Below are 26,211 nucleotides of genomic sequence, written 5' to 3' on the forward strand. Positions count from 1 at the left end.
TATGGCCTGTAAATGCAATACCTAGGCTCCAACGACGAACTTGAGGGCTTGTGCGACTGCGTCGTCGTGCTTTGTCTCAACGACATCTGTTGCATCAGCTCCCTCCAGCTCAGCAATCTGCGTGACCGCTGCTCGATACTCTTTTGAAATTGCGGAAATGTTGCGTGGATCAGCAACGAGCATTTGCTCTCTGAGCAAATTGCGAAGCTCCTTTAGGCGCTCAATTGTGTTCTGTTGTTTGCGCTCTCTGAATGGCAGCGTGTGAGTCAGCGTCTCTTTATCTGGAAGCTTTTCCATCGCTGTCTTTGCTGCATTGTTTTTCTGTTGATACAGGCTGTAGTACTTCTGCACCACACGCACAGAACGGCCAATGGTATCTGCAATAACCTTGTTTGGAACGCCCTGGTCTTTAGCTTTTAGAATGTAGTTAATTTCAGTCTGCGAGAGTGTTGCTCCATGCTTACTGTTCACCATGCACGCTCCTTCCGTTCACGTGTGCATTCTCATTCGTAGCCATCAATATTGCCCCATCTGAAAAAATGGCTCTGTGCCGCCGAGATAGCCGCTGCTTATAGGGGGTGAGTGTCACCCCGCCCCATCTTTACCACTGTCTGCTTCTGAATATCTTCCCTTGGCTCACATCACAAGGAATCTTGTTGCTCTTCTCACGATTGCAGTGTCTGTGAGTAGCTTGTACGTTGTCCTGGCTGAGCGCCGCCGCTTGCCCAGACTCAAAAGGACCAGCCCAGCAATGACGCTGAGCGTTGTAAAGTCTGAGCCAGTACCTCGATACGGGAACAACTTCATCCACTTCAAATGCATCTGGATGTCCAGCAGGTAGCGCATAGTTAATTGGCTTGCCACAAATGGCGCACGGTAGTCCTTGAGCCATAAGCCAGGCTCTCAGCTTCCGTCTAGCATTGCCATTTCCCTGGCGAACATTCTTTGCCACTAGATCACCTTGCTAAACAAAAAAGCGCCCTGGCTTGTACCAGAACGCTTATTAGGTCCTTTGATGCGTAAATCGCTACTGTACATAATATCACAAAACACCGCGCAAGAGTGCGCAAGAGTATGCAGAACTTATTTTCTCGAGTTCTCCATATCTTTACGAATCAGGTCTTTAATATAGCTCGAGCGGTTCATCTTTGATTCTAGAAACTCTAACAAGTCCTTATCGCTTGGGTACAGGTTAAACATAATCGCCTTAACGTTGTTTTTGCGATACTTAGCACTTGCCCGCTTTTGAGCTTCACTAGTGGCCATTATCGACTTTCCTTCTTGCGAATGGTCTTGTAGAGAATGTGCGTTACTGCAACAGTAACTAATATGAGTAATACGTTTTCCATTTTGTGCTCCTTTATGCTAATCTTAGAGCCTAGGAGATACCAGCTGCAACTGATATCCCCTTTGGCTTTAAGTCCTTACTCTTCGTCGGGGTGGGACTTTTTTAGTTTCTCTGCAATCTTTTCAACTGTGACAGTAGCTACTGCTGTGAAGATTGCGAGAAATAATTGCCATATCTTTTCTTCCATCTCTCACCTCCTTTCTTGTTGTATATAGTATATAACTACTATCTATATATTACAAGCAAAAAGGCAAAAAAGATTATTTATTTTTCAAGAATTTTTCAATATAATTCTCTTCGTCAATTGTCTCAAAGACTTCACGTTCTAACTGTTGTAGTGTTCGCACAGGAGTAAGAAGTCTTTCAGACACATCACTCCACGTCAGGCATTGAAGATAGCGCCATTGAAGCAAATCCGCATAAATAGAGCTGCTCATTAATTGACATATGCCGCCGTCTCCGAGTTGGCTCACACCGTACAGAAGCGTGTAAGCGTCATTGATATAGTCATAATTGTCATTCATTCTTTTAGACAACAATGCTTCTAGATCTATGCGCTTATCAACTTTTGCCATCGTATCTTTATTTGAGCCCTTGCTCCCACCAGCTGAATACGATTGAGCTTTTGCTCCTTCGGTCTCTTGAAGGCTCATAATCTGTTGCAATGCTCTTGTATTCTCTCTTGATGCTTCTGCTACACCATGAAAGAACTCTGATGCAGTTAAACCACTGTAATCCATAATTCTCCAAACGTAGATACGTTTAGTTATAGTAGTTATTTAAATTATATGATTTAGCTGGCTTGATAGAGAGTTTTCAACATTATGTCTACAAGTTTTCTACAACTTATAAACATTATTGTATTGTTGGGCGGAATAACCTCTAATTTTTTATAGGAGGGTGCGCAACCGGTACGCTTGCGAGCCTTTCTCCGCCGCTTTGCGAAATTGCTTTGCGTGCAATTCGCAAGCTGCTTTCTGCTATACCGTTACGCTTTTAGATAGAAAAGCGAAGCAAGTATAGCACATCGAAATTCGCATAATGAGCGTATCGAGCGTAACGAACTTTAATGAGCGCAACCAACAAAATCTACATAATTTTTAGCCTAGTTTTCTTAATTTAGGGGTCTCAGATGACTCCAAGACCCCTTTGCGAAGGCTCTACCTAACTAATAAATAATTTAATTATTCTTTAGAACGGAATGTCAGAATCGTAAAGCTCTACTTCCGGTGCCTGTGGTGCTGTGAATGAAGGTTGGCCCTGCGCTGTGGCAGCTGTTGTTTGAGGCTTTGAAAGAAACTCAATCTCCTCTACAACAACTTCAAGCTTGCTGCGACGCTGGCCGTCCTTAGTTTCCCACGAGCTGTAGTGTAGTTTTCCGTCAATAGAGACCTTTGCACCCTTGGAGATAAAACGTGAAAGAGCTTCAGCACGCTGACCGAAAACAATGCAATCAATGAAATTAGGGACATCTTGCCATTTGCCCGTTTGCGGATTCTTGCGTCGGTCATTAACAGCTACACCAAACGAAAGGATATTTGTTCCTCCTGCAGTAGAGCGGAGCTCCGGGTCTCTTGTAAGGTTTCCGGAGATATTAACGTGATTAATTGACATGTCGAACTCCTAAAAATACTTATCGATGATTTTTTCAACGTCCATTACACGAGGTGAATATGAGTAATTAGACATTTCCCAAACAAGGAACTTATGCGGGAAGCCTCTAATATCGTCACCATATAGAACTGAAACCCAGTTACCACGAGACTTAAAATAAATGTGCTCAACACAAGCGTTGCTGCGGTCAGTCCACGTCTTCCCATAAAGCTCTAGAGCGTCACACAACTCTTGGCAGTATTTACTTCGCTCCATGTCTACCAAGCACCTCCAGAATCTCTTCTGGTGTCTTAGGCATTCCCGCTTCAGACGAATAATCATCTATCGAATGAATAATAGAAACCTCAAGCTTTAACGGAAATCCTCTTGTGACACCATACTCAATGCCACTTGGCGTTACGTAATAAGAGCACAAACAACAAAGTACAGACCCATCATCTAATGGAATCCAAGTTCGCTCAGTAGTAAATCCAGAATGGTCTTCCCAAGGAATATTTTGAGCGTCAAGCAATCTGCGTAGATCCTTTGTAACTTTAGAAATAGCCATGCTGTTGTCTACCTTTCTTTAATTGTCTGATAATTACTTCTTATCTAGCACTCACTAAAGGGGGAAAAGAAATTCCAAGTTGAATGAACGCTTTTTGTAGAATTCAACTTGATTGAAAATTGCTGATTGCAACAAATTGCAACAAGCCTTTAAAACATGGAGCGATTAGAGTTCTCTTTGCTCAATGGTTCTCAGAGCGTCTCCAAACGCTTCTGCCGCTCCCCTGTCACGTCCAGGAAGCAAATGGGAATAGATTCTCAATGTCGTTGCTGGGTCAGCGTGGCCAAGACGCTCTGAAAGAGTCTTTAAATCGACACCACTTGCTAAACACCAAGACGCGTGAGTATGTCTGAGTGAATGGAATGTGATTCCTTGAGGTAGCTGGAGAATGCGTCTCATACGTGTAAAGGACCTCGAGACGCTCGTAGGGCGCATGTATGAGCCATCAAGACTAATTAGTGGTGTAGAAGACTCTACAAAGGCAATATGAGCTTTCTGAAGCTTCATGTAATCGCTAATGAAGCTAATGTCTGAGTCAGTAATGGCTATGTTTCTTGATCTCTTACCCTTAGTAGACTCTCGTCTATATGGCTTTCTGTAAGACTCTTCAATGACAGTACCAGATACGTGAACGTGCTTATATAGCATGTTTACATCACTGTATCTGACAGCACAAACTTCACCGCAGCGCATTCCCGTGACTAACGAAAGCCATGCAGCAAATGCGCAAACAACACGTGAATTAAACTCATTCTCTTGAATGGCTGTAGTAATTCTGGAATTAATAAGAGTACTTATTCCAGCGAAACCCCATTCTTCAATGGAGACAGCTTCATGGACTTCCCTAGACGGCTTGGCTACATTAATAAGCGGGTTATAGTCGCATATGCCAGCAGAAACAAAGTAATTGTATGCACCTCTTAAGAATTGATGCAGGTTAATTACGCTGTTTCGAGACAGCCCTTTCTTCAATAGATCCTGCTCAAAAGAAGTAAGTAAAGAGGACGTAATACTCCTTACATCCTCTTTACCAAGCCGCCCGTTGATATGGTTTCTAATAAAGCCTTCATGCTGCCTTGTGGTATTAGGGCTCGCGCCATTTCTTCGCTTAATTGACACATATTCAAGAAGCAAGTCAGTGAGCTGAGTACTTTTTACTTTGCCGTCTGACGTAATATGTGAAGCCCACATAGTGGCCAGCTCTTCAGCTTCTTTTTGCGTTTTTGCTGCAGGAAAGCTTGCATAAGGCTGGATGATTTTGCCGTTAAGATTCCTTCCCAAGTAAAGTCGACAGCACCAAATGCCGTTCGAATTTTTCCTGACTTTTATGGTGCGGTTCATTAGTAACGCTCCATGTAGCAGCCTTTAAAGCGTCTCCATTCAAGAATCAAGCCAATCGCATTCGCTTTTCTTGAGCCGTCATATCCGAGAGCGATGCCCTCGTCCTTTGCGATTGCCTTGATTTCCTTCATCGTCATCTTTTCAAGACGCTCTCTGTCTTCTGCTTCTTTAGGGTTCATTAGTCTCTCCTTAGTGGCATACTCATCACCAGTGCAACAATAATTGCGATAACTCCAATACCAGCAACAACTGCAACGTTTTGGGTATCGCCAGTTGAAGGCAGAACAGCCTTCTTTACCTTCTTCACTGGCTTTGCTGGCTCAGGCTTAGGCTGTGGTTCTGGGTCTACGTCCTGTGGAGTAGGCTGTGGCTGTGGTCCTGGATTAGGCTCTTGAGTAGGTGGAGTCTCCGGCTCAGTTGGCTGTGGTCGATTATCGCCGTTGCCGTTGCCGCCGCTTTCCTGGTTGACGAATTGATAACGTGAGCCCTGCGTTGTCTCGCGGCTCTTTAGCTGGATTGCGTTCGAGGTTGTCCCTGTTCCCTCGGTTTCGTAATACATGAAGTACTGGTTGCCTTGGAAGTCAACGCTGGACAAGTCCCACGTGAAGCCGCTACCGTTGATTACTGGCTCGGGAACACTTACACGCACCCAGCTTGATGGGTCAATGTTGCTGTATGCGTCCATGTGGACACGGTACAAACGGAATGAGCCGGGAATAATGCGTGTACCTTCTTGCGCTGTGTCCTCTAGTACAACGTTAGTAAGGTTATCCGCTGCGTGGTTGAGTCTAACTGACCACTCTACCGTGCCGTGGTCGGTCTTGACGCCCCATTTGGCGATGACCTCGTGCTGGATAGTGCCATAATGTCGTGTCTCGAAGCTAGTCTCGACAACCTGTCCTGTGACTTCATCAATGAGCCTTAGCGTGGTTGTGCCTGCCGCTGCGTCAGCCTTGACATGAGCCGCCAGCCATAGCGTACCCTGCACGCGGTCTTTGCCTTCGACCCATGACGTGTATGTGATCGTGACGCGTCCGGGTGTTACTTGCGCCGTTGCCATAACTTCGCCGTCCGGGGCGTAGATGTTAAAACTTGCTGCGTTCATTGCTGGAAAGTCGAGAATGTCCGGAATACCAAGCGAGAATGTGTCGCCCTCGTGAACCTCGCCCGTTGCACTCCACGAAGCGGTTAAATAGATGTCTTGGTTCGTGAATGCAGAGGTTAAGCCCTGCCTGTTCTTATCGGTAACTCTAAAGTTGGTGATTGTGGTTGGTACGGTTTGAGCTTGTGCGAGAGCTGGAACAAATACCAGCGCAGCAAACACGCAAACAGCCAGCCATTGAAGAACCTTCTTCATGGTAAAAAGCCTTTCTATTAGGTTGTGATAAATGGGGAATTATTTAATTGACTCAATAATTTCTCGTAGGAACATGCCTTGTGGTGCGCTTGACCAGTTGAAATAACTCACAAGAGTTAAAGTGCCAGGAATAACAACGCTTGCAAAAATAACCGCGAACAAAAACCCAATAAAAGCTTTGGCTTCTGGTTCTATGGAGCTGTTTCGCCACATCACAAAGTAATAGATGATAACGGTTAAGAGAGCCGCGCAGAAAAGCACGACTGAATATATAAGACTTTCTGTCGCTTTCGTCTGCGCATACTGTGCTACAGCATCCGAAAATACAGAATATCCGACGCCTAATCGACTGGATATTTCCGTGATAACGCGATTGGCAATATCAGTATCCATGGAATACCTTTCTATTCGATTTTAGAAAATGAGGAATTTAGTCGCTAAAAGCAAAAGCAATACCAGCGAGAATACAGAAAACTAGAACAACAATATCTGCGGCACCCATATGAGCCTCCTTTCTATTAATAAGATGACTTACAAGAGTCTTTCAAGAGTCTTTCAAGAGTCTTTTTGAGTGCGTCATAAAGGACATAAATAATCTTGTTTTCACCGAAATCAACAACACGCATTCCACATGCAAGCGCAACATCACGCTCAAGTTTTGCACCACGAGAAACATTCCAGCCGGGCAGCATTACTACTGTGTCGTAATTAGTAATTTCTGAAAGGCATCGATGCATTGCCTGTTCCCAGCTAGAACTTGAAGGAATCTCTGCGGCAGGGTTATAGATCTGTTTAGCTTGACCATAACCAACAAGCTCTTCAGTAAACATAAACAAACCTTTATAGTTCTTTGTGTTAGTAATCGGTCCTGATAAGTACACTCGCTTGCCATTTATGTCACTACCGAGAGTTTCACCATTACTCAAATATGCCAGTAAGGCATAACGCTCGATGAGGTCAACAGCTTTCTCAACAGGATCCATTACTGACCCTCTTCACTTAACTTAATGCACGCTTCCTTCTCAAATTCTTCAACAGAGCAGATTACAGGGTCGAAATAATACGTTGGTACTAGGTACAATTTGAGAAGAACTCCGCAATGAGGACAAATACCGTAATCACAATCGCCGTCTTGCATATCAACAACTTCAATGTTCGACGTCTTGAATGAAACAGCACAATTTGGACAGAGCTCATAATCTCCCGTGCTTGTATCTGGGTCATATACATAGCTCTTTAACTCTTTAATGTCTCGATAATCACGCTTTGTCATTACGACGCACCACCCTTGCACCGCAGCGGACGCAATACAAGTCATCGTCATATAAGTCAGCTCCGCACTCGGAGCAGACGATGTTGTTGCTAGCTTCAACTTGCTTGCATGTAGTGTCGATAAGGTCGGCTAGACGGCTAAATACATCACTGTAAGAATTGTTATCACGTATTCCAGCAGATTCCAAAAGCTCCCAAAGTGTTATACATGCTGTACCCGTAAGACTTATCGGAGGTTCTTTGTCTAACCTCTCGCCGACTTTTCGCCACCTCTTCGCTACCTCTTCACGGTTAGTCATCGCTATCACCTAGCCTATTGAACACTTCGGCTAGCTTTTTCATTGCCTCAACGCATTTATTCATTGACGCTTCGACATATTGAGCGGTTACTTTGACGGCTTTATTGAACTCTTCAATATTCTCTTCAATAGTTGTAACTTTGTGAGTGAGTTCGTCTGGGCGAAACGTGGAATAGTCATCATCGGTACGAGCATAAATACAAGCACCATCGAACGGGAATCTAAATTCTCTAACTTCCCATTCCATTCCAGTGTTGTCATACACAACATCGTGAATACGGATAACCTCACCGTCTTTATCACGTGGCAGCTCAATCATGTTTGATGTGTCGCATAGGTCGACAATGCGGTCTAAGAGCTCTTCATCATTCCTCCAACAAGAAACACCCAAAAGAACGTATGAATATTGGTCCCAGTTAAGCTCTTCTTCTTTCTTACATGCTTTGGCTCTCTCTGCAATCTCTTGACACTCCTGTCTAGTCAGCATTGCAAACCTCTTTCTCTTTGTCTTTAAGCCATACGGCTAAAGCTCCAACAAGGCCATATGCGATTAGGGCATACCTGAAAGCCATCAGATATGCCACATTGTGCGGCTCAAAAATGCCCAAGCAGTCAGCTGTGAAGTAGACCAGCAAGGGCAGCAAAGCCACAAGAAATATTCTTTTTTTCATTTGTTATTCCTTAGAATGCAAGCCATAAAGGCTCAAGAGAATCCGTTTGTTAATGAGCCATCGTTTACCGGCTTTCTTGGCATACACCTCCCCTCGAGCGCACATCTTGCGCATCGTGGAAACTGGTATGCCTAATAGTTGAGAAGCCTGTTCAACGGTAATAAGCTCAGTGTTTCGCAAGCTCTCCATAAGAGCTAATCAACGAGTGGAACTGTACAGTAAGCGGTAACGCACCAGTCAAAGCCTTTTTGCGTCATCCTGGCATAAGGCTCATTTGATTTGCCGTCTCGACGGGTACTCATGATCTGCACGAATCTGCCTGTCTCAATTCCTCGCTTAGTAGGAGCGTTACTCCCCTGGCAAATCATGCCATCAGCGCGGAGAAGGGCAAAAAGACGTTTTCGGTTCATGAGAGGGTCGTATTGTGCAAGATATCGCGCGGCGTCTGTAATTGTCATCGTGCCTTTGACACTAATAACCGTGTCATACACTCCCGCCTTCGGTGCGAGCTCGTCAATTCTGACACCTTGCTCGATGATGGTCGTATCCTTCTCATAGAGCTGACGCTGCTGCTCTTTAAGCTGTGCATCCTTACGCTGGATAGCTTCATTTGCCACTAGAACCGCACGAGCGAGAAGGTCTTCATTACTCTCTGAGCCATCTGTGGCGATGTAGCCTCCAGAACGTCGAATTGATGGAAGTACTTCATGAGTAACCCAGCGCTTAAACTCTCGAGCTTCTGGCTTACGAGAAGAAAGTACAAGGCTGTAGAAACCAGCCTCATTGACAATGGAAACGCTTTGCCTTCCTCCAGGGGTGTCATTTAAAATGACACCCTTTTCATCGTCGTCAAGACGACTTAGAGCTTGTCTACTATTTCCAACTCCAAGAATCTCACAGACATCTTTAGCTACGAACCAAGGTTCTCCATCAGATCCTTTAAGAGCTCTTAGCTCTCCAAACTGTTGAGAGCTAAAAACTTGTATACTTGTATTGTCCATTTAATCAGCCTTTCTACTGTTTTTGGACACGCTCTCCCACGTTGCCCCGTGAGGAGGGCACTTTTATCTTGTTAATAAATAAGACCTGCAAAACAAAGAGCAAACACTGCAACACATAAGCCAACGACGCTTGCTGTCTTTGAGCAAGCAAAAATGCAGTAAACTGAAAAAATAAGTGATAGAACCGAAACCAAGCATGAAAGCATACGGATTGGATGTTTTCTAATGGATAACTTAAGCTCCATACAAAAGGAAGCTATTAAAGTTGCTAAATCTTTAAGATTTCCCAAGGTTCACACCCCCTTTGAAGATATTCCGAATATTGACGAGGTGTTAAAACAAAAACAGGACGACATGCAAGCCCGCGCTCAAGATCTATCTACATTTAGAGTTGCTGACACTGTTAAGCTAACCCCACTTGATGAGCAATTGAGAATTAACGAATTGCTGGATGTCTTAAAAGAACAAGCCCGTGTTTTAAATGCTCAAAATGAGGCATTTAAGGGATACGTAAAAGATGCAAGAAAAGAAACTTGGTTCTCACGACGTGTCTCAATCGCCTCTGTTGTTATCGCTCTAGTGTCTTTGCTTGTAGCGATTTTCAAGTAAGCGGCTGTTTTTTCTAATGGCATTTTGCCCATCTTTTAAAAGCTCCACTTGCTTCTTGAGCTGTTTCAAAACTACCAAGAAACCACAGGTTCCCACCATCTTCACTGGCGTAATAAGCATCGTTAAAACAACTCTTTATAAGTGATGCTCCCTTAATGTGAGATATTGTGGTGTGTGGTGCCTTGGCTTTTTCTGGTTCGAGCTTATGCTCGATTTTAGGCTCCCAGTGATATGACCAAGCCGAGCCAGTATTTTGAGGTATTGGCATTTTTCTCAGATCTCCATAGAGATTAAAGCTCTTTGTTTTAACAACTAAGAGCGAAACTTCTGCAGAACTTTACATAGAATCAAAGCGTCTATGCCCGCTCTATACGTCTGAAGTCCCTTGACGTAGCGAGTCACAAGACTCTACATGGTTAACGTGATGACCATGCAACGTTTTTACCGCTACTATTCACGGCTAAGCTTTATTTCTCCAGGTACTCGTAAAACTCAAAGAACAAGCAAGCTTTTGTAAGTTTCCCTGGGACGATTTGCGTCTATTCCTTTTACAAAGAACGTGATTCTAAGAAGTGCTTATTCGCTTAACATGTGATTCGTGTTCTGAAATTACCCACACCGAGTAAGTAATCAGGTGTGCAGTTATAAAGCCTCGCAAGTTTCATAAGGTTTTCTGAAAGAGGGGTATTCTCACCAGATTCCCAGCGTAAAAGAGTGTTTGTTGAGACGCCGATTCTTTTGGCGGCCTCACTTGCAGATAGACCGCATCTTGCTCTTTCAGCCTTCATATTCATTCTCATCTTTAGCACCTCCTTTCAAATACACAAATTCTGTGTGTTATCGATGTAGATAATACACACAAAAAGTGTTTGATACAACACAAAAAGTGTGTAATTATTATGAAGACAATACAATGCGTGTAACTGAAGGTGAGCGGTAATGAAATACCAAATTGCTGAAGCACGTAAGCTTAGAAATATTACACAAGCTGAACTAGCCGAGAAAATGAGGACTACTCAGCAAACAATCCAAAGATATGAGACTAATCAAGTTAATATCCGCATGGATAAGATGATTGAAATGTCTGAGATTTTGAATGTAAGTTTGGCGTATCTTCTTGGAATGTCTAGTAAACCAGAATTATCAGAAGCTTCTGATATGGTTCCAGTCCCGCTCTTAGACTCAATCGCTGCAGGCACTTCCATTGAAATGATTGACGTCGATAAGACATACGATATCCCGGCAGAGATTCATAATAAATATCCACAGGCTTTTCTTTTAAAAGTTGCTGATGACTCTATGAACCGTGTGCTGCCAAATGGATGCTACGCACTTATCAATCCTTGCAGGGAAGCAACTGAGCCTATGAAGGCTTATGCAGTGTGTGTAAATGGCTTTAATGCAACCATTCAACGCGTAAAGACATTATCAAACGGCTATGAGCTCATCCCAGACAGCATAGATCCTACATTTAGGTCACAAATATTCGACTTTAACGAGATTGGCACACAATCAGTTTCGATTATTGGTGAAGTTGTATGGTACTTGGTCCCATTCGGATTTGAAATCTAAAGACATGTTTAATTCTCAAAGAACATGCGTTTCAATTTAGTCGTAACACCGGACAAAAACTAAGTCCGATATATAAAAGTTTGAAGGAATTGTGAAAGGGTTTAAGAAATGGCTGTTTACCAAGACAAGGCAAGAGACCGCATTAAAAAGGGTTTAAGGCGCATGACTACGATTGTTGAGAAGGGACGCGCTGAAGACTTCAAAGAAGCTGACACTCGCAAGATTGTCTCAGACATTCTGTGTGAGTATCTTGGTTGGGATAGATTTGACAATGTCACAGCAGAGCAAATGATTGGCTCCCGCTTTGCAGATTATGTTGTTCGCACATCCGATGAAGAGGTATTTGTTGTTGAGGTTAAGCAGATTGGGCTTAAGCTCAAGGAAACACACCTTAATCAAGCGCGTCAATATGCTGTTGACGAAGGCATTGACTGGATTATTCTTACGAATGGTGATGATTGGCAGGTCTACCGCACTAAACTCGAAGGCAAAATCCCTGTCACAAAGCTAGTATTCAGAGTCACTATCTCCGACAAAGAAACAGCCCCAGCGCAGAAAACAGAGCTGCTTTACCTGCTCTCTGAAGAAGCACATCGTAAGAATGAGATTGACGACTATTATCAGAGACGCATTGCCCTCTCTGGAGAGAATCTTGCGGACCATATCATCTCAACTGAGGTCATTAATAAGCTGCGAGTTGCTATCAAGAACACCACAGGTCAGAACCTTAAAAATTCAGAAATTGCAGAAGCCCTAATCTCGCGCCTATTCTTGCCCGAAAAGGTAACAGATGACAGCCGTAAGGCAATTGCAAAAATGAAAAAAGACGAGCGTAAGAAGCCTGTTACAAAATCGAAAGCTGCATCTGAAGAAGAGTAAAACAAAAAAGAGGAGCGCAAAGCTCCTCTTTTTATACCGCTCGGCGTAGCTGTAATATTTCTGCACCGTCTTTGTTGGCATCATTAAGAGCTTCTCCGATAGCTCTGCCAGCTCTCTGAAGCTGTTCCATGTCTGTATCTGCATAGCGCATTGTCATATTAATATCGCTGTGGCCAAGAATATCTTGCGCACTCTTGATGTCCATGGTCCTAACCGCAATTGTGGCATACGTATGACGCAGATCATGAAAGACTGGCCGTCTCCCCTGCGTTCCTAAAAGCCCCCATTCTTCCGAGTGTCTCTTCCACCATGCTGTGACTCGCTCTGGTCTGAGATACTCGCCTGAGAAGTCTCCAAGGACATACATCTCTTCATTAAACGCAATCCCCATCAACATACAGTCTTCAATGTACTTGGTGCGCCATTGCTTAAGAATGTCCACAAGCGGAGCTGGTACGGGCACGGTTCTAGTTTTGCCATTCTTTAAGCCTTTGATGTATGTCTTACCGCCATCATACGAAATAGCGCGGCATAGGTGTGCTGTGACGTCCTCAGCTTTGAGCTTTATATCCTTCCACTGAAGCCCGCAGCACTCCTCGCGCCTCATGCCAGTAAAATATGCCAAATACGTTGCAATGACCATTGGAGACAGCTCAAGAGCGGCAAGCATAACTTGAAGCTTTCTGCGGGAAGGCTCATCTAGTGGATTTGGCGGTGCAAGTTGGCCCCTAGGAGCCTTGATTGACGCGCAAGGGTCATATTGCAGATCTCTAATCGCTACAGCATGGCGTGTACATTGACGTAATCCATTGAAAGCCTTCTTGATGGTATTTGCTGAGTAGTTGGAGTCGTAAAGCCAGGACACATACATCTCAACGTCTGTAATAGTAATGTCCTGTAATCGTTTCTCACCAAAGAAGAGATCTATATAGCGAATACTATTCTTGTAAGACGTATAAGTACGACGTTCTATTTGTTGCGTGGCCACGAGGCTCTTAAAGTAATTGAGACAGTATGTGTACGCTGAGCAATCAAGTCTTGTTGCCTGACTCTGTTCAACAATCTCAACAAACCCTGCATCCTTAACCCACTTCTCAGCCTCAAGCATGGCAGTCTTTTTGCCTCGACCAGTCTTATCTGATGGAGCACTCAAAGAATGATGCTTCTCATGAATAAGTCCATCTGCTCCACGGAACCTCACCCTTGCTTGCCAAACCTTGCCACGTAATCTGACTGAGATATTCATGCCATTTCTCCTTAACGTGCAACAAGTTAGTTGAAGGCGCTGCCTCCAAACTGCCTCCAAACTGTATGAATTGTTTTACTATACACACCGGACAAAAATTTGTTTTTGCAGGTCGTAACGGCATTTATCGAGCGTAACGAAACATAATGAGCGGTAGAAAACATAACTTCTAAACCGCAGGTCGCGCGTTCGAATCGCGCAGGAGGCACCAGAAACCCAAGGTAGGCGGCTTGCCGCCTACCTTTTTTGTTAAAATTTTTTACAAGCGCACCCTTTTTGCACCCAAACTGTATGGCTACTGTAAAAGTAGAATACCTGTTCGAATAAAAGTTTTAACTATTTAGATAGGTGATTTTTGCATAAACAATGGCTGATATGCAGGAAAACTAATCAAGAAATTGATGTATTAAATTAGAGGTGCTGTTTTGGGTAAAAAATCCGTTTAGTTGGAGTTTATTTTTGGACTTCAAAATTTTGTCACTTACGTTTACCCAGCTCAGAAATTTTGTACTAATTTCCACAATTTTGTCCACGTAAAATTGCTGGTAGATGGTTTGCATAGAAACTAAGCATTTTTGGATACTCCAACTAAACGCATTTTTTACCACTTTGCTGCCGAATGGCACTCTATCGCTGAAAAATTTGACTCGGACGCACAAAAATACCCGTTCGATTCCACGAAATAGAATCGAACGGGTACTTGGTCAACGAAAATGATGTGAGCGTGGCTGCACGCCAGATATTACAGCAGGTACTCTGCAATCTGGACAGCGTTTGTTGCGGCACCCTTCCTAATCTGGTCGCCACAGCAGAAGAACGTAAGTGCGTTAGTATCTTTATCAGCGGAAAGATCCTCGCGAATACGACCAACATAGATAAGGTCCTGGTCAGAAGTATCAAGAGGCATTGGGTACTGAAGCTCTGCTGGGTTGTCCACAACCTTGATTCCTGGAGCATCCTCAAGAATTGCACGAGCCTCATCTGGGCTCAAAGGACGCTCGAACTCAACAGTGATGGACTCAGAGTGAGAGCGCATCGTTGGGACGCGAACACAGGTGCAGTTAACGCGCAGCTCAGGAAGGTGCATGATCTTGCGACCCTCGTTTTGCATCTTCATTTCCTCGGAAGTGTAGCCAACCTCATCAAAGCCGCCAATCTGTGGGATCAGGTTGACTGCCAGCTGGTATGCAAAAGGAGCGGTCTCGGTTACTTCCCTACCTGCAACAACGTCAGCCATCTGATTCTTCAGGCTGGTGAGGCCAGGAAGGCCAGCGCCTGATGCAGCCTGATAGGTTGACGCAATAATACGCTTTGCACCTGCTGCCTTATGTAGAGGATACAGAGGTACCAAGCCAATAATGGTTGCACAGTTTGGATTAGAGATGATGCCGTTATGGTTCTTGATATCCTCGGCGTTAATCTCTGGGATTACCAGCGGAACGTTTGGGTCCATTCTAAATGCATGGGAGTTATCAACGCAGACGCATCCACGCTTAACCGCTTCAGGGAGCAGCTCTTTTGCCTGCTCGTCGCCAGCTGCGCCAAGGACAATATCTACACCCTCAAAAGCCTCTGGTGTTGCTTCGCGGATTACAATCTGCTGGCCAGCAAATTCGATAGTTTTACCAGCGCTTCGAGCGGATGCCAGAAGCACCAGCTCCTTGATAGGAAAATTACGCTCTTCAAGGCACTGCATCATCTGGGCACCAACAACGCCGGTAGCACCAAGAATTGCAACAACCTTACCGTTTGGATCAAAAGCCATAGTTACCTCGAAACCATTTCGTCACGAACAAATCCGTTATAAATGACGCCAATTGTGCGATCAAAGTCGGCATTATCGACGCCCACAATAATACTAATCTCTTCCGAGCTCTGCGTAATCATGCGAATGTTGACGCCCGCATTGCCCAGCGCGCCAAAAATCTTACCAGAGGTGCCGGAACGCCTAGACATATTACGACCAACAACAGAAACAAGAGCTAAGCGGTCTACCATCGTAATGTCATCAGGCTCAATCTCGCGACGAATATCGCTGATGATGGAATAAACCGTATCCTTTACGTCGGAGGCATTTACCACAATACCAAAAGAATCAACGCCTGTTGGGATGTGTTCAACAGAGACGCCGTAACGCTCAACAATATTGAGAGCGCGGCTGATGACGCCAACCTCGTTGGACATGTGAGCCTTCTTGACATGAATAGCTAAGAAGTCTTTCTTGCCTGCAATACCTGTAATCAAGTGCTCGTTTGTATCGCCATCTGCAGTCTCACGGATAACCGTGCCCGTGTCTTCTGGACGGTTTGTGTTCTTGATCTGAATTGGAATGTTTGCCTCACGAACAGGGAAAATTGCCTCTTCCTGAAGAACGGAAGCGCCCATGTAAGAAAGCTCGCGCATCTCGTCAAAAGTAATGCGGCCAATAGCGCGTGGATTCTGAACAATGCGAGGATCCGCAGAAAGGAAGCCAGACACGTCAGTCCAGTTCTCATACAAGTCAGCGTCTAGGCAGCGAGCGACAATGGCGCCGGTAATATCGCCACCACCGCGCTGGAACAACTTAATTGCACCGTCAACGGTAGCACCGTAGAAGCCAGGCAGCACAAACGAGCCGCTGCGAGCAACAACTTCTTTGAGTCTAGAAGCAGTGCGCTCCATATCAATGGTGCCATCATGATGGAACAGCATAACGTCTGCCGCATCAACGAATGGCAGGCCAAGGTACTCAGCAAGGATCTGGCAGGTGAACCATTCACCCCTACTTACTACATACTCTGGCGAGAAGGACTTAATGTTTGAAGCAAACTTCTCAAACTCCTCGGCGACAGGCCATGCAACTCCCAGTTCATCAGCAATCTCCACAAAGCGAGCCTCGATGTCTGCAAGCAAAGAGGTGCAATCAACGTGATACTCAATGTGGGCATTTACCAGCAGCAAAAGATCCGTAATCTTGTTATCGGTTGAGTGGCGCTTTCCTGCTGCAGACGAAACAATAAAGCGTCTATCAGGGTCAGCTTCAACAATAGCTTTAACTTTTTTGAACTGCTCTGCAGAAGCAACACTTGAGCCGCCAAATTTTGCAATTTTGATCATTTCTAATTCCTCTTTTCAAGTGCAGCCATAAAGGTTGTAGGATCTTGTGAAAGTGCGCTGGTAAGAAGATTACGGGCCTTCTCGGCACTTAGATTTTTAACCAACTGAGCACCTGGCTCCCAGAACGAGCCACCCGGAACATCCGCTTGCGTCCTAAATACGTAATCAGAAACAAGCAGCTCAGGATTATACGAAAGATCTGACGAGAAGGTCTGCTGACCCCCAGCAGGAGCCGCAGCACAGTCAATAATATCCTGCACGACGGCGTTTGCCGTTGGGTCGCCACCGGCACCCTGACCGTAAAACTTGAGCTCGCCAATGGTATTTCCCACGGCAGTTGCAACGTTAAAGTTAGTTGGAACGTTAGCCTCTATGGTTGAGAGCGAAACCGCAACTGGCTCAACAGCTACCGCATACGATGAACCGTCAGAAACACCACGACCAAAGAGTTTGATTGTCATATCGTGACTGCCAAACATGGCAAGGTCACGCTTAGTTAAGTTTCTGATGCCAGACATAGGAATCTGGTCTGTGCAAATAACATCAAAGGCAATGGACGCAGAAATCATAGTCTTAGAGCGAACATCAATGCCGTCGATATCGCTTGACGGGTCTCGCTCCGCGTAACCCAGCTCCTGAGCCTTGCTCAGAACCTCAGCAAAGTCCGTTCCGTCTTTGAGCATGGAATAGACAATGTAGTTGGTGGTTCCATTCATGATTCCCCAGAACGCAGAAATCTCGTCAATACGACGAACTTTCTGAATTCCTGCTATCCAAGGAATGCCACCGCACACGCATGCTTCAATCTTAAAGTTGACGCCCGCTTCAGCGGCAAGTGTCATAAACTCCTCAAAATGAGCAGATACCACGGCTTTATTTGAGGTGACTACATTTTTCTTAGCAGTCAGCGCAGCTTTGATGTACTCATAGGCTGGCGTGAGGCCACCCATGCACTCAACAACGGTATCGAGCGCAGGGTCAGACAAGAGCGCATCAAAATCAGATGTTGCCCGAGGGTCAACGTGCTCTTTACCAGCTCTAACCAAGATGGACGTCAGGTTAACGTCAGAAACGCGCTCATCAAGAATGCGCGCAACTGAAGCACCAACCGTTCCAAATCCAAGTAGGGCAACGTTTTGCATATAACTCCAAATCTATCAGTCATTTTGCGAGAAAACCGATTGCCTGCAAGGCTAATTGCAGAGCAAGGATAACCGCACGCAAAGGTGACTGCACTGATAACAATCTCATAGACAAAAACTACCAAAAACCTAGACAGAATCTAATCGATAGTTTTTCTCGTCTTCATAATGCTATGAACAATTCTATGTTACAAGCGACTTTTACTTCTCACTGTTAAAATAATAGAAACGCAACACGCGAGACGTGCAATTTGCACGCGCACAACACGCGAGACGCACTACACGCGACACGTTCTAAAGATTGGTGGTTTCATGGCCGTCGCATATCACAGCACAAGAAGCTCTGACCATACCGTTTTGGCTAAACAAGCCATTTTGCAGGGAATTGCTCCCGACGGCGGCCTTTATATCCAAGATTCAATTGGCGAGAAACCCCTCGATCTTGCAAAGGTTTGTTCTCAGGGCTTTAAAGCTACTGCTTTCGATGTGCTTTCTGCTCTGCTGGACGACTACTCTGCTGAAGAGCTGACTCGCTGTATTGAGGGCGCGTATGGCTCTCAGTGGGACACCCAGGCTATCACACCTGTTTCTGCTATCGGAGAAGACTGGCTGCTTGAGCTCTTCCATGGTCCAACGTCGGCCTTTAAGGATGTTGCACTTCAGATGCTCCCCCGCCTGATGAGTGTTGCTCGCGAGGATGCGGACGTAGCTGGCGCTGTCGACGCTGAAGGTACTACGGGCGTGGCTGCCACCGCCGGCAAGAGCATCATGATTGTCACCGCAACTTCTGGCGACACTGGTAAAGCTGCACTTGAGGGTTTCAAGGATGTGCCTGGTATGGGCATCACCGTCTTTTATCCAGAAGGCAAGGTTTCTGATATTCAACGCCTGCAGATGGTGACTCAAAAAGGCTCTAACGTAGCTGTTTGCGCTGTTAAGGGAAACTTTGACGATGCTCAAAACGCCGCTAAAGCGATCTTTGCTAACAAGGAGTTGGCGCATGAGTTGGCCGGTAAGGACACAGTACTTTCCAGCGCAAACTCCATCAATATTGGTCGTTTGGCCCCACAGGTAACCTACTACTTTGACGCATATGCCCAGCTTGTTGCCAAGGATGCCATCGCCCAGGGTCAAAAAGTTACTTTCTGCGTACCAACCGGCAACTTTGGCGACGTCCTCGCAGGTTACTTTGCAAAAGAAATGGGACTTCCTGTTGATCGCCTTATTGTGGCCTCTAACAGCAATAAGGTGCTCACTGATTTCTTGGCAACAGGTGTGTATGACCGTAGGCGTGCATTTGAAAAGACCATCTCTCCATCAATGGACATTCTGGTTTCATCAAACCTTGAACGACTCCTCTATCTTGCATCCGGTAAGGATACTGAGCTTGTCAGTTACCTGATGAAACAGCTGGTAACTGAGGGTGTCTACACGGTTCCTACTCAGGTCATGGATACCATCCGTGAAACCTTTGATGCTGGCTTTGCCACCGACGACCAGACGCGTGAGACTATCCGTTCTACCTGGGAGAATTGTCGTGTGCTGATTGACCCTCACACAGCCGTCGCAAAGCACGTGCTTGACAGGGTTTCTCGCCAGGCGGACGACGTGCGCGTTTGTCTGTCTACTGCTTGCCCGTATAAGTTCTCGTCCGACGTGCTTGCCGCGCTGGGCCACACGACCGCTGGCCTGGATGACTTTGCATGCATGCATACGCTCGCCGAAATCACGGGCATTAATCCGCCAATCCAGCTTTCATCGCTGAATGATAACGTTATCATTCATACTGACGTTCGCGAGAAGGAACAACTTGCTTCGTACGTTTCTGAAGCATGCGGGCGTATTTTTGCTTGTTAGACTCTGAGAAAGCAGGTTCTACATGCTCGACAACACCATCTTGACCGTTTCTGTACCTGCTACCTCTGCAAACATTGGCGTCGGCTACGATACACTGGGCCTTGCGTTTAACCTGCGCGCAAAAATTACGTTTAGAGAGTCGCCTACGCTCATCATTGACGGCTGCCCCGAGCAGTTCAGAAACGACGACAACCTTGTGTGGACCTCCTATATTCGAGCCTGCGAAAAGCTGGGCGAAGAGCCTACTCCCAAACACATCACTATCGACTCGCCTATTCCGCTTTCTGGTGGACTTGGCTCAAGTTCTACCTGCGTAATTGCTGGTATTGCCGCCGCAATGACCGAATCACATGGTGGCTGGGATCCTGGGCGTGCACTCGACTTTGCCTGCCACTTTGAAGGCCATCCAGATAATGTTGCTCCTGCAATTTACGGTGGCCTGACCTCGTCATTTGTTGAGGGCGGGCATACCGTTTGTACTCGAAGGCTCGTAGCACGCGGTCTCTCTTTTGTTGCAATTGCACCGCCGTACACTGTCAACACTGAGGATGCCCGCAAGGTGGTTCCGCAGAATATTTCTCTTCAGACCGCTGTTTATCAAATGGGTCGTACCGTTGCTGTTACCCATGCACTTGAAACAGGCAATGGAGGTCTTTTGGCAGCTGCCTGCAACGACAAACTCCATGAGCCCTACCGCAAGGAGCTCATTCCTGATTACGAAGAGCTCAAACAGGTAGCTAAGCTTGCTCGTGCTTGCGCCTTTGTTATCTCGGGCTCAGGTTCCACCATGGTTGCCATCTGCGACTCCCCTGTTACAGCTCGCGCTGTTGCCGAGAATGCCAAGCAGGTCAGAGGCGATCTTTGGATTCAGATTCTTGAGCCGGCGCTTCTAGGTACCGTCCTTACCTTGGACGACGGTCAGCAACACCACAACACTTTCGACGAAATTTAACGTGACAACTGCGCTTGGTCAATGCGTGTACTAACAAGTACGCCTGCGACAACACGGGTTTCTCGCCAGATGCGCCTGAAAAGTGTAAAGAATCTGTATTTGAGGCACAGATTCTTTGATGAAATCAGGCAAATCCACCGATTCTTTTACGTATTTAGGCAAAAGTTACAGATTCTTTGAAGAAATCAGGCGCGTGAAGATAGGCTGCGCCGCGCCAAATTTTGCGAGCCTGAAAACTACATCAAGTCTGAGTAAATTAGCTCAGACTTGGCGAGAAAAACAGGCAAATAGCTCAGATATGGTGCGCTTTTCAGGCAAACTGTTCAGACATGACAACAAAACCCGGCTCCTACGTTGTGTGGGAGCCAGGTTAACGTTTAAGGTACGTTGACGTCAAAGCACATTTGCCATTAGTCGCCGTTATGCGCCGAGATAAGCCTTGCGAACGTCATCGTCGTGGAGAAGCTCCTGGCCGGTGCCATGCTTAGCAACCTTACCAAGCTCAAGAACGTATGCACGGTCAGCAACCTTAAGTGCCATATTAGCGTTCTGCTCAACAAGCAAAATGGTGGTTCCTGCATCGCCGAGCTGGCGAATAATCTGGAAGATTTCCTCAATCAGAATAGGAGCCAGACCCATGGAAGGCTCGTCAAGCATCAAAAGCTTTGGCCTGCTCATCAGAGCACGACCCATAGCAAGCATCTGCTGCTCGCCGCCAGACAGCGTTCCTGCCAGCTGATTCTTGCGCTCGCGAAGACGTGGGAAATGCTCGTAGACCATCTTGACGGTCTTAGCGTTCTGGGAATCGGGCTGCGTATAGCCGCCCATCTCAAGGTTTTCAGCAACACTCATACGAGAAAACACACGGCGGCCCTCAGGACATAGCGCCAAACCAGCCTCAACAATCTTGTGAGCGCGCTGGCCTACAAGGTTTTTCTCGTCAAGGGTAATGCTGCCAGAGTCAGGCTTTACCAGACCAGCAATGGTGTTCAGCGTAGTTGATTTACCTGCGCCGTTTGCGCCAATAAGGGTGACGATCTCACCCTCGTGGATGTCAAAAGAAATGCCCTGAACTGCATGAATTGCACCGTAAGAAACGTTAAGGTCCTTGACGGACAGCAGGGTTTTTTCTGCGCCTGCTGCCTGGGTGTTTGTAGTTTCAGCGGCCATTAGCGCACCTCCTGCTTTCCAAGATATGCCTCGATAACGCGAGGGTTGTTCTGAACCTCTTCTGGCGTTCCCTTTGCGATGATGTTGCCGTGGTCAAGAACGGCCAAACCCTCGCAAATGCCCATAACAAACTTCATATCATGCTCGATGAGAAGAACAGCAATCTTGAAATCATCACGAATCTTAAGGACATTCTCCATAAGCTCGTCAGTCTCTGCTGGATTCATACCTGCAGCTGGCTCGTCAAGCAGCAAAATCTTAGGCTGCGTTGCCAGAGCGCGAAGAATCTCAAGCTTGCGCTGAGCACCATAAGGCAGGTTGCCTGCAAGGTTATTTGCAAGGTTCTCCATACCAAAAATGCGCAGCAGATCGCGGGCGTTATCAGCGCTCTCTTTTTCCTGCTTCCAGTGAGCCGGAAGGCGGAAGACGTCCTCAAAGAAATGAGACGTCATGTGGCTGCCCTGACCAACCTGAATGTTCTCCATAACAGTCATGTTGTTGAACAGTCGAATGTTCTGGAAGGTGCGGGCAATACCCATATGATTTGCTTCAACAACGCTTTTACCAGCAAGGTCGTAGCCGTCAATCATTACGGTACCACGGGTTGGCTTGTAGACACAGGTAAGCAAGTTAAAGACAGTTGTTTTACCTGCACCGTTAGGACCAATGATGCCAGAAATCTCGGTAGGACCAAGAGCAATGTTGAAGTCGTTAACAGCCGTCAAGCCACCAAAGTCAATGCCCAGGTGCTCAGCCTGAAGAACTGGAATTGCGCCAAGGTCTCGCTCAGGAATGAGGTTAGGAGACTCTTGCCTAATAAGTTTTGTAGTGTTTTTAGTTGCCATCGCTCTTACGCCTCCTTCAAATCAGTTGAGGCTTCTGCCTGAACGTCTGCCTGCGTATCTGCCTGAACACCCGCCTGCGCCTTGACCTGTACACCTGCCTGCTCATCCGAGTCATCCTTGTTCCAAGGGAAGTCCCTGTTCATGACTCGCTCAATAATGCGAGACAGCGAGAAGTCATAGGAGCCAAACAGACCCTCAGGTCTGAAGATCATGACCAGAATCAAGACAATTGCGTAAGCAACCATACGGTAGTCGGCAAAGGCGCGCAGAGCCTCTGGAAGCACGGTCAGGACAGTTGCGGACACAACGGAACCAAACATAGAGCCCATGCCACCAAGAACAACCATAACAAGGATCTCAACGGACTTCATGAAGCCAAACTTGGCAGGCGCCATAACGCCGATGCAGCCCGCGTAAAGGCCGCCTGCAATACCAGCAAGAAATGCAGAGAAAACAAAGGCAAGGGTCTTGTAATACGTGGTGTTAACGCCTGATGCCTCTGCCGCAATCTCGTTATCGCGGATGGCGAGAATAGCGCGTCCATGTCTAGACTTCATAAGAGTATGAATAGCAAAGATGGCAAGCGAAACAACAATTGCGGTGTTCAGGTAGCCGGTATAAGCAGGAATACCCGTGAGGCCTGATGCACCACCAGTAAGCTTGAAGCCAAGAGCAGAGTCAATGTTTACCAGGACAACGCGGATAATCTCTGCAAAGCCCAGAGTAATGATGGCCAGGTAATCACCGCGAAGACGAAGTGCTGGAATACCAATAACCACACCCATTAGAGCGGCGCAAATGCCGCCAAACAAAAGACCCACAACAAAAAGAATAACTGCAGGTGTAGAGCCTGAGGCCATGGACTGAGCATCCAGACCAAAGAGTGGCATCATGCGAATGATAAAGATTGCGCAAGCATAACCACCAATGGACATAAAGCCAGCGTGACCCAAAGGAAGCTGTCCCAGATAACCAGTAACAATGTTCAGAGAAACGGTCATCAGAACATACACGCCAATTTGCTCAAAAACAACGGTCTGATAGCGAGAAATAAGGCCCTCTCCTACCAGGAAGTTTCCACCAAAGACAAAGAGTGCAACAAGAATTGCATTGATGGCATAGCGAGCAGGCATAGTGAGCTCACGACGCTGACCATCTTTTCCACCAAAACCAGTGACAATTACGGGGTTGTGGTTATTATCGCGTGGATACATTTTAGTCATGTGAGCCTCCTTACACTTTCTCGGTAACTGGTCGGCCAAGCAGGCCAGTTGGTTTCACAACAAGAACAAGAATCAAGAGTAAGAAGACTACTGCATCCTGCCAGACAGACAGACCAAAGGCAGCAACAAAGACCTCGGAGAAGCCAACAATAAGGCCGCCAATAACAGCGCCAGGAATGGAGCCAATGCCGCCAAGAACTGCTGCAACAAATGCCTTGGTACCCAGCATGACGCCCATGGTAGGAGAAACCTGCTGGTATGCCATGGAGTACAGAATAGCTGCAATGCCTGCCAGAGCGGAACCAACTGCAAAGGTAAAGCTAATAGTGCTATTGACGTTGACGCCCATCAGACGAGCAGCGCCCATATCCTCAGAAACGGCACGCATTGCCTTACCAAGACGAGTCTTCTGAACCAAAAGGGTCAGAACAACGGTTGCCACAATAGTAACGGCAACAGTCAAAAGTGCAGTGCCGGAAAGCGTCGAACCAAATACCTGAACAGTTCCCAGGTCAATGATGCTTGGAACAACCTTAGCGTCAGCACCAAGAAGCAGCTGAACACCATTTTCAAGTAGGTAAGAAACACCAATTGCGGTAATCAGAATAGAAAGCCTTGGAGCTTCTCTGAGTGGTGCATAGGCAACCTTATCAATAAGAACGCCCAGCACAACACAACCAAAAATGGCGAGAAGAACGGCGATTGCAGGATTGAGTCCTAACTGAACAAGCGCAATCCAAGCAACGTAGGAGCCAAACATGATAATGTCACCATGTGCAAAATTAAGAAGCAAGATGATGCCGTACACCATTGTGTAACCAAGCGCCACCAGTGCGTAAATACTGCCCAATTGAAGTCCATTGAGCACCTGAGTCAAAAACATCTGAGGTTCTCTTTTCTATGAAGGATTGATCGTGTCATAGATGGACTCTTTGCCATCTTTAAAGGTAATAATCAAGGTGGACTTCACTGGGTCACCTGTTCCCTGATATGAAAGGGTTCCAGTAACGCCTTCGACCACACCAGATGCAATAGCGTCAATAATGGCTTTCCTATACTCATTAGAGTTGTAGGTATAACCGCGCTTCTCGGCAACCTCAAGAGCAGAGCAAAGAATCATTGCTGCATCATAGCCCAAAGAACAGAAGTTAGTTGGAGCCTCACCGTATTCCTCGGTATAAGCCTTAACAAAATGCTGAACTTTTTCATCTGGGTTTGAAGCAACAAAAGCAGAGCAATAGAAGCATCCTTCAAGGTCAGTCGCAGAAGCATAGTCCTGCTCGCCGCCAATGATGCCTGCCCAACCATCTGCGCCCATAAAAGGCTTTTTGCAGCCAAGCTGGCGAGCCTGCGTCACAATCTTGCCATTATCCTGGTAATAGTTTGGAGCCAAAATGGCATCAGGATCCAGTCCAATAATGCTGGTAAGCTGGGCGTTAAAGTCAACAGCTCCCGTTGGATAGCCCTGCTGAGAAACAACCTCAATGCCCAACTCACGAGCCCTCTGAACAAATGCGTTATTAACGCCAATCTCGTAATCGCCACCAGAGTTAAAGATGGTTCCTACACGCTGATAGCCTTGCTTTTTAGCAAACTCTGCAAGAACAACGCCCTGGAATGGGTCGGTGACAGTAGCGCGGAACATGTTATTGCCGTGAGCAACAACGTCTTCTGCTGTTGCAGATGCCGTTACGCAAGGAATGTTGTCCAGTACCGATTTCTGTGCCAGTGCAATGGTTGGCGTTGAGGTAACGTCACCCAGAATTGCACAAACATTCTCGTCAAGAAGCTTGTTATAGACAAGAATGGCTTCGGTTGAATCGCCTTTCTCGTCCTCAGCTATAGGGACAATCTGGCGGCCACCAGCTCCACCATTCTTGTTGAATTCCTTGAGGTACAGCAAAATGCCGCTACGCACTGCAAGGCCATACTGGGCAACGTCGCCGGTATACGGTCCCATCACGCCAACGTAAATGGAGTTAGGGTCTTGGTTCTTTGGCGAACAGCCTGCTAGAGCAAACGACCCCGCAATGGTCCCGGCCACCTCCAAAAAGCGTCGTCGCGTTAGCTTATGTGCCATATTCATCTCCTTTTCTCCATAGCGTTGAATATATGACACAACACAATATGGCTGTAGCTCTTAAAAAAGAACCACAGCCAAAAAATGTTA

32 protein-coding genes are annotated in these 26,211 nt (G+C 46.3%); 5 read left to right on the top strand and 27 right to left on the bottom strand.

The genetic code is table 11. The annotated features are described in order from the left end of the window. Positions 1-21: 21 nt before the first annotated feature. The 16 genes from RWJ96_RS01045 to RWJ96_RS01110 all read right to left on the bottom strand — a co-directional run bounded on the left by RWJ96_RS01045 (position 22) and on the right by RWJ96_RS01110 (position 9,450). Positions 22-474 (bottom strand): hypothetical protein, encoded by a 453-nt coding sequence (locus RWJ96_RS01045; protein WP_314018423.1) that lies wholly within the window; start codon positions 472-474, stop codon positions 22-24. Between the two features lie 127 nt (positions 475-601). Then, on the bottom strand, positions 602-952 hold the full coding sequence (locus tag RWJ96_RS01050) for an HNH endonuclease (RefSeq protein WP_314018425.1): 351 nt from the start codon (positions 950-952) through the stop codon (positions 602-604). A gap of 656 nt (positions 953-1,608) precedes the next feature. Continuing rightward, positions 1,609-2,088, bottom strand: a complete 480-nt coding sequence (locus RWJ96_RS01055) for a hypothetical protein (RefSeq protein WP_314018426.1) — start codon at positions 2,086-2,088, stop codon at positions 1,609-1,611. Between the two features lie 451 nt (positions 2,089-2,539). Further along, complete coding sequence (locus RWJ96_RS01060; RefSeq protein WP_314018427.1) at positions 2,540-2,962, bottom strand: single-stranded DNA-binding protein; 423 nt, start codon at positions 2,960-2,962, stop codon at positions 2,540-2,542. Positions 2,963-3,203: 241 nt separating this feature from the next. Then, positions 3,204-3,509 carry a hypothetical protein gene (locus RWJ96_RS01065; RefSeq protein ID WP_314018428.1) on the bottom strand — a complete coding sequence of 102 codons (306 nt, stop codon included), beginning with the start codon at positions 3,507-3,509 and terminating at the stop codon, positions 3,204-3,206. Between the two features lie 165 nt (positions 3,510-3,674). Continuing rightward, complete coding sequence (locus tag RWJ96_RS01070) at positions 3,675-4,850, bottom strand: tyrosine-type recombinase/integrase (protein ID WP_314018429.1); 1,176 nt, start codon at positions 4,848-4,850, stop codon at positions 3,675-3,677. Next, positions 4,850-5,029, bottom strand: a complete 180-nt coding sequence (locus tag RWJ96_RS01075) for a hypothetical protein (protein ID WP_314018431.1) — start codon at positions 5,027-5,029, stop codon at positions 4,850-4,852. The genes RWJ96_RS01070 and RWJ96_RS01075 overlap by 1 nt, the downstream gene beginning before the upstream one ends. Continuing rightward, positions 5,029-6,207, bottom strand: a complete 1,179-nt coding sequence (locus tag RWJ96_RS01080) for an Ig-like domain-containing protein (protein WP_314018433.1) — start codon at positions 6,205-6,207, stop codon at positions 5,029-5,031. The genes RWJ96_RS01075 and RWJ96_RS01080 overlap by 1 nt, the downstream gene beginning before the upstream one ends. A 39-nt stretch (positions 6,208-6,246) precedes the next feature. After that, complete coding sequence (locus RWJ96_RS01085; protein WP_314018435.1) at positions 6,247-6,600, bottom strand: hypothetical protein; 354 nt, start codon at positions 6,598-6,600, stop codon at positions 6,247-6,249. A gap of 125 nt (positions 6,601-6,725) precedes the next feature. Beyond that, on the bottom strand, positions 6,726-7,190 hold the full coding sequence (locus RWJ96_RS01090; protein ID WP_314018437.1) for a DUF4406 domain-containing protein: 465 nt from the start codon (positions 7,188-7,190) through the stop codon (positions 6,726-6,728). Beyond that, entirely contained in the window at positions 7,190-7,480 is a 291-nt protein-coding gene (locus RWJ96_RS01095) for a hypothetical protein (RefSeq protein WP_314018439.1), read from the bottom strand. Before RWJ96_RS01095 ends, RWJ96_RS01090 begins: the two co-directional genes overlap by 1 nt. Next, the gene (locus RWJ96_RS06855; protein ID WP_396427205.1) at positions 7,467-7,778 is read right to left on the bottom strand and encodes a zinc-ribbon domain-containing protein; all 312 of its coding nucleotides are present in this window, start codon (positions 7,776-7,778) and stop codon (positions 7,467-7,469) included. The genes RWJ96_RS01095 and RWJ96_RS06855 overlap by 14 nt, the downstream gene beginning before the upstream one ends. Continuing rightward, positions 7,771-8,265 (bottom strand): hypothetical protein, encoded by a 495-nt coding sequence (locus tag RWJ96_RS01100; RefSeq protein WP_314018441.1) that lies wholly within the window; start codon positions 8,263-8,265, stop codon positions 7,771-7,773. Before RWJ96_RS01100 ends, RWJ96_RS06855 begins: the two co-directional genes overlap by 8 nt. Beyond that, positions 8,255-8,449 (bottom strand): hypothetical protein, encoded by a 195-nt coding sequence (locus RWJ96_RS01105; RefSeq protein ID WP_314018443.1) that lies wholly within the window; start codon positions 8,447-8,449, stop codon positions 8,255-8,257. The genes RWJ96_RS01100 and RWJ96_RS01105 overlap by 11 nt, the downstream gene beginning before the upstream one ends. Before the next feature lie 3 nt (positions 8,450-8,452). Continuing rightward, entirely contained in the window at positions 8,453-8,638 is a 186-nt protein-coding gene (locus RWJ96_RS06860) for a helix-turn-helix domain-containing protein (RefSeq protein ID WP_081433511.1), read from the bottom strand. A 5-nt stretch (positions 8,639-8,643) separates the two neighbouring features. Continuing rightward, positions 8,644-9,450: a BRO family protein gene (locus tag RWJ96_RS01110; RefSeq protein ID WP_314018445.1), complete on the bottom strand. Its 807-nt coding sequence runs from the start codon at positions 9,448-9,450 to the stop codon at positions 8,644-8,646. Positions 9,451-9,675: 225 nt separating this feature from the next. On the opposite strand from RWJ96_RS01110, the gene RWJ96_RS01115 reads away from it, so the two are divergent. Further along, positions 9,676-10,059, top strand: a complete 384-nt coding sequence (locus tag RWJ96_RS01115; RefSeq protein ID WP_314018447.1) for a hypothetical protein — start codon at positions 9,676-9,678, stop codon at positions 10,057-10,059. A 13-nt stretch (positions 10,060-10,072) separates the two neighbouring features. On the opposite strand, the gene RWJ96_RS01120 is transcribed toward RWJ96_RS01115, so the two are convergent. Both RWJ96_RS01120 and RWJ96_RS06865 read right to left on the bottom strand, forming a co-directional pair. Further along, positions 10,073-10,327 carry a hypothetical protein gene (locus tag RWJ96_RS01120; RefSeq protein ID WP_314018449.1) on the bottom strand — a complete coding sequence of 85 codons (255 nt, stop codon included), beginning with the start codon at positions 10,325-10,327 and terminating at the stop codon, positions 10,073-10,075. Between the two features lie 316 nt (positions 10,328-10,643). Continuing rightward, positions 10,644-10,859: a helix-turn-helix domain-containing protein gene (locus RWJ96_RS06865; protein ID WP_396427206.1), complete on the bottom strand. Its 216-nt coding sequence runs from the start codon at positions 10,857-10,859 to the stop codon at positions 10,644-10,646. 139 nt (positions 10,860-10,998) lie between these two features. Between RWJ96_RS06865 and RWJ96_RS01125 the strand changes: the two genes are divergently transcribed. Then, positions 10,999-11,631 carry an XRE family transcriptional regulator gene (locus RWJ96_RS01125; protein ID WP_314018450.1) on the top strand — a complete coding sequence of 211 codons (633 nt, stop codon included), beginning with the start codon at positions 10,999-11,001 and terminating at the stop codon, positions 11,629-11,631. A gap of 108 nt (positions 11,632-11,739) precedes the next feature. Further along, complete coding sequence (locus RWJ96_RS01130) at positions 11,740-12,510, top strand: type I restriction enzyme HsdR N-terminal domain-containing protein (protein ID WP_314018451.1); 771 nt, start codon at positions 11,740-11,742, stop codon at positions 12,508-12,510. 31 nt (positions 12,511-12,541) lie between these two features. Here the strand turns inward: RWJ96_RS01130 and RWJ96_RS01135 are convergent, their stop codons facing one another. The 4 genes from RWJ96_RS01135 to RWJ96_RS01150 all read right to left on the bottom strand — a co-directional run bounded on the left by RWJ96_RS01135 (position 12,542) and on the right by RWJ96_RS01150 (position 17,994). Next, a complete protein-coding gene (locus tag RWJ96_RS01135) occupies positions 12,542-13,756 on the bottom strand; it encodes a tyrosine-type recombinase/integrase (protein ID WP_314018452.1) in 1,215 nt (404 codons plus the stop codon). A 742-nt stretch (positions 13,757-14,498) separates the two neighbouring features. Then, positions 14,499-15,521 carry an aspartate-semialdehyde dehydrogenase gene (locus tag RWJ96_RS01140; protein WP_314018453.1) on the bottom strand — a complete coding sequence of 341 codons (1,023 nt, stop codon included), beginning with the start codon at positions 15,519-15,521 and terminating at the stop codon, positions 14,499-14,501. Between the two features lie 2 nt (positions 15,522-15,523). Beyond that, entirely contained in the window at positions 15,524-16,852 is a 1,329-nt protein-coding gene (locus tag RWJ96_RS01145) for an aspartate kinase (RefSeq protein ID WP_314018454.1), read from the bottom strand. 2 nt (positions 16,853-16,854) lie between these two features. After that, complete coding sequence (locus RWJ96_RS01150) at positions 16,855-17,994, bottom strand: homoserine dehydrogenase (protein WP_314018455.1); 1,140 nt, start codon at positions 17,992-17,994, stop codon at positions 16,855-16,857. 312 nt (positions 17,995-18,306) lie between these two features. Here RWJ96_RS01150 and thrC point away from each other — a divergent pair, with 312 nt between their 5' ends. Further along, a complete protein-coding gene (gene thrC, locus RWJ96_RS01155) occupies positions 18,307-19,851 on the top strand; it encodes a threonine synthase (RefSeq protein ID WP_314018456.1) in 1,545 nt (514 codons plus the stop codon). Between the two features lie 22 nt (positions 19,852-19,873). Further along, complete coding sequence (thrB, locus tag RWJ96_RS01160) at positions 19,874-20,803, top strand: homoserine kinase (protein ID WP_314018457.1); 930 nt, start codon at positions 19,874-19,876, stop codon at positions 20,801-20,803. A 420-nt stretch (positions 20,804-21,223) separates the two neighbouring features. Here thrB and RWJ96_RS01165 read toward each other — a convergent pair whose 3' ends face one another. Genes RWJ96_RS01165 through RWJ96_RS01185 form a run of 5 tightly spaced genes read right to left on the bottom strand, consistent with a single transcriptional unit; the run spans position 21,224 to position 26,121 of the window. Continuing rightward, the gene (locus RWJ96_RS01165) at positions 21,224-21,973 is read right to left on the bottom strand and encodes an ABC transporter ATP-binding protein (protein WP_314018458.1); all 750 of its coding nucleotides are present in this window, start codon (positions 21,971-21,973) and stop codon (positions 21,224-21,226) included. Continuing rightward, on the bottom strand, positions 21,973-22,818 hold the full coding sequence (locus RWJ96_RS01170; RefSeq protein ID WP_314018460.1) for an ABC transporter ATP-binding protein: 846 nt from the start codon (positions 22,816-22,818) through the stop codon (positions 21,973-21,975). The genes RWJ96_RS01165 and RWJ96_RS01170 overlap by 1 nt, the downstream gene beginning before the upstream one ends. A gap of 5 nt (positions 22,819-22,823) precedes the next feature. Beyond that, a complete protein-coding gene (locus RWJ96_RS01175) occupies positions 22,824-24,041 on the bottom strand; it encodes a branched-chain amino acid ABC transporter permease (RefSeq protein ID WP_314018461.1) in 1,218 nt (405 codons plus the stop codon). Positions 24,042-24,051: 10 nt separating this feature from the next. After that, a complete protein-coding gene (locus tag RWJ96_RS01180; RefSeq protein ID WP_035428101.1) occupies positions 24,052-24,924 on the bottom strand; it encodes a branched-chain amino acid ABC transporter permease in 873 nt (290 codons plus the stop codon). 15 nt (positions 24,925-24,939) lie between these two features. Next, a complete protein-coding gene (locus RWJ96_RS01185; RefSeq protein WP_314018463.1) occupies positions 24,940-26,121 on the bottom strand; it encodes an ABC transporter substrate-binding protein in 1,182 nt (393 codons plus the stop codon). Between the last annotated feature and the right edge of the window lie 90 nt (positions 26,122-26,211).

Origin of the sequence: Lancefieldella parvula, assembly GCF_963547875.1 — a bacterium.
Taxonomy (GTDB): domain Bacteria; phylum Actinomycetota; class Coriobacteriia; order Coriobacteriales; family Atopobiaceae; genus Lancefieldella; species Lancefieldella parvula_D.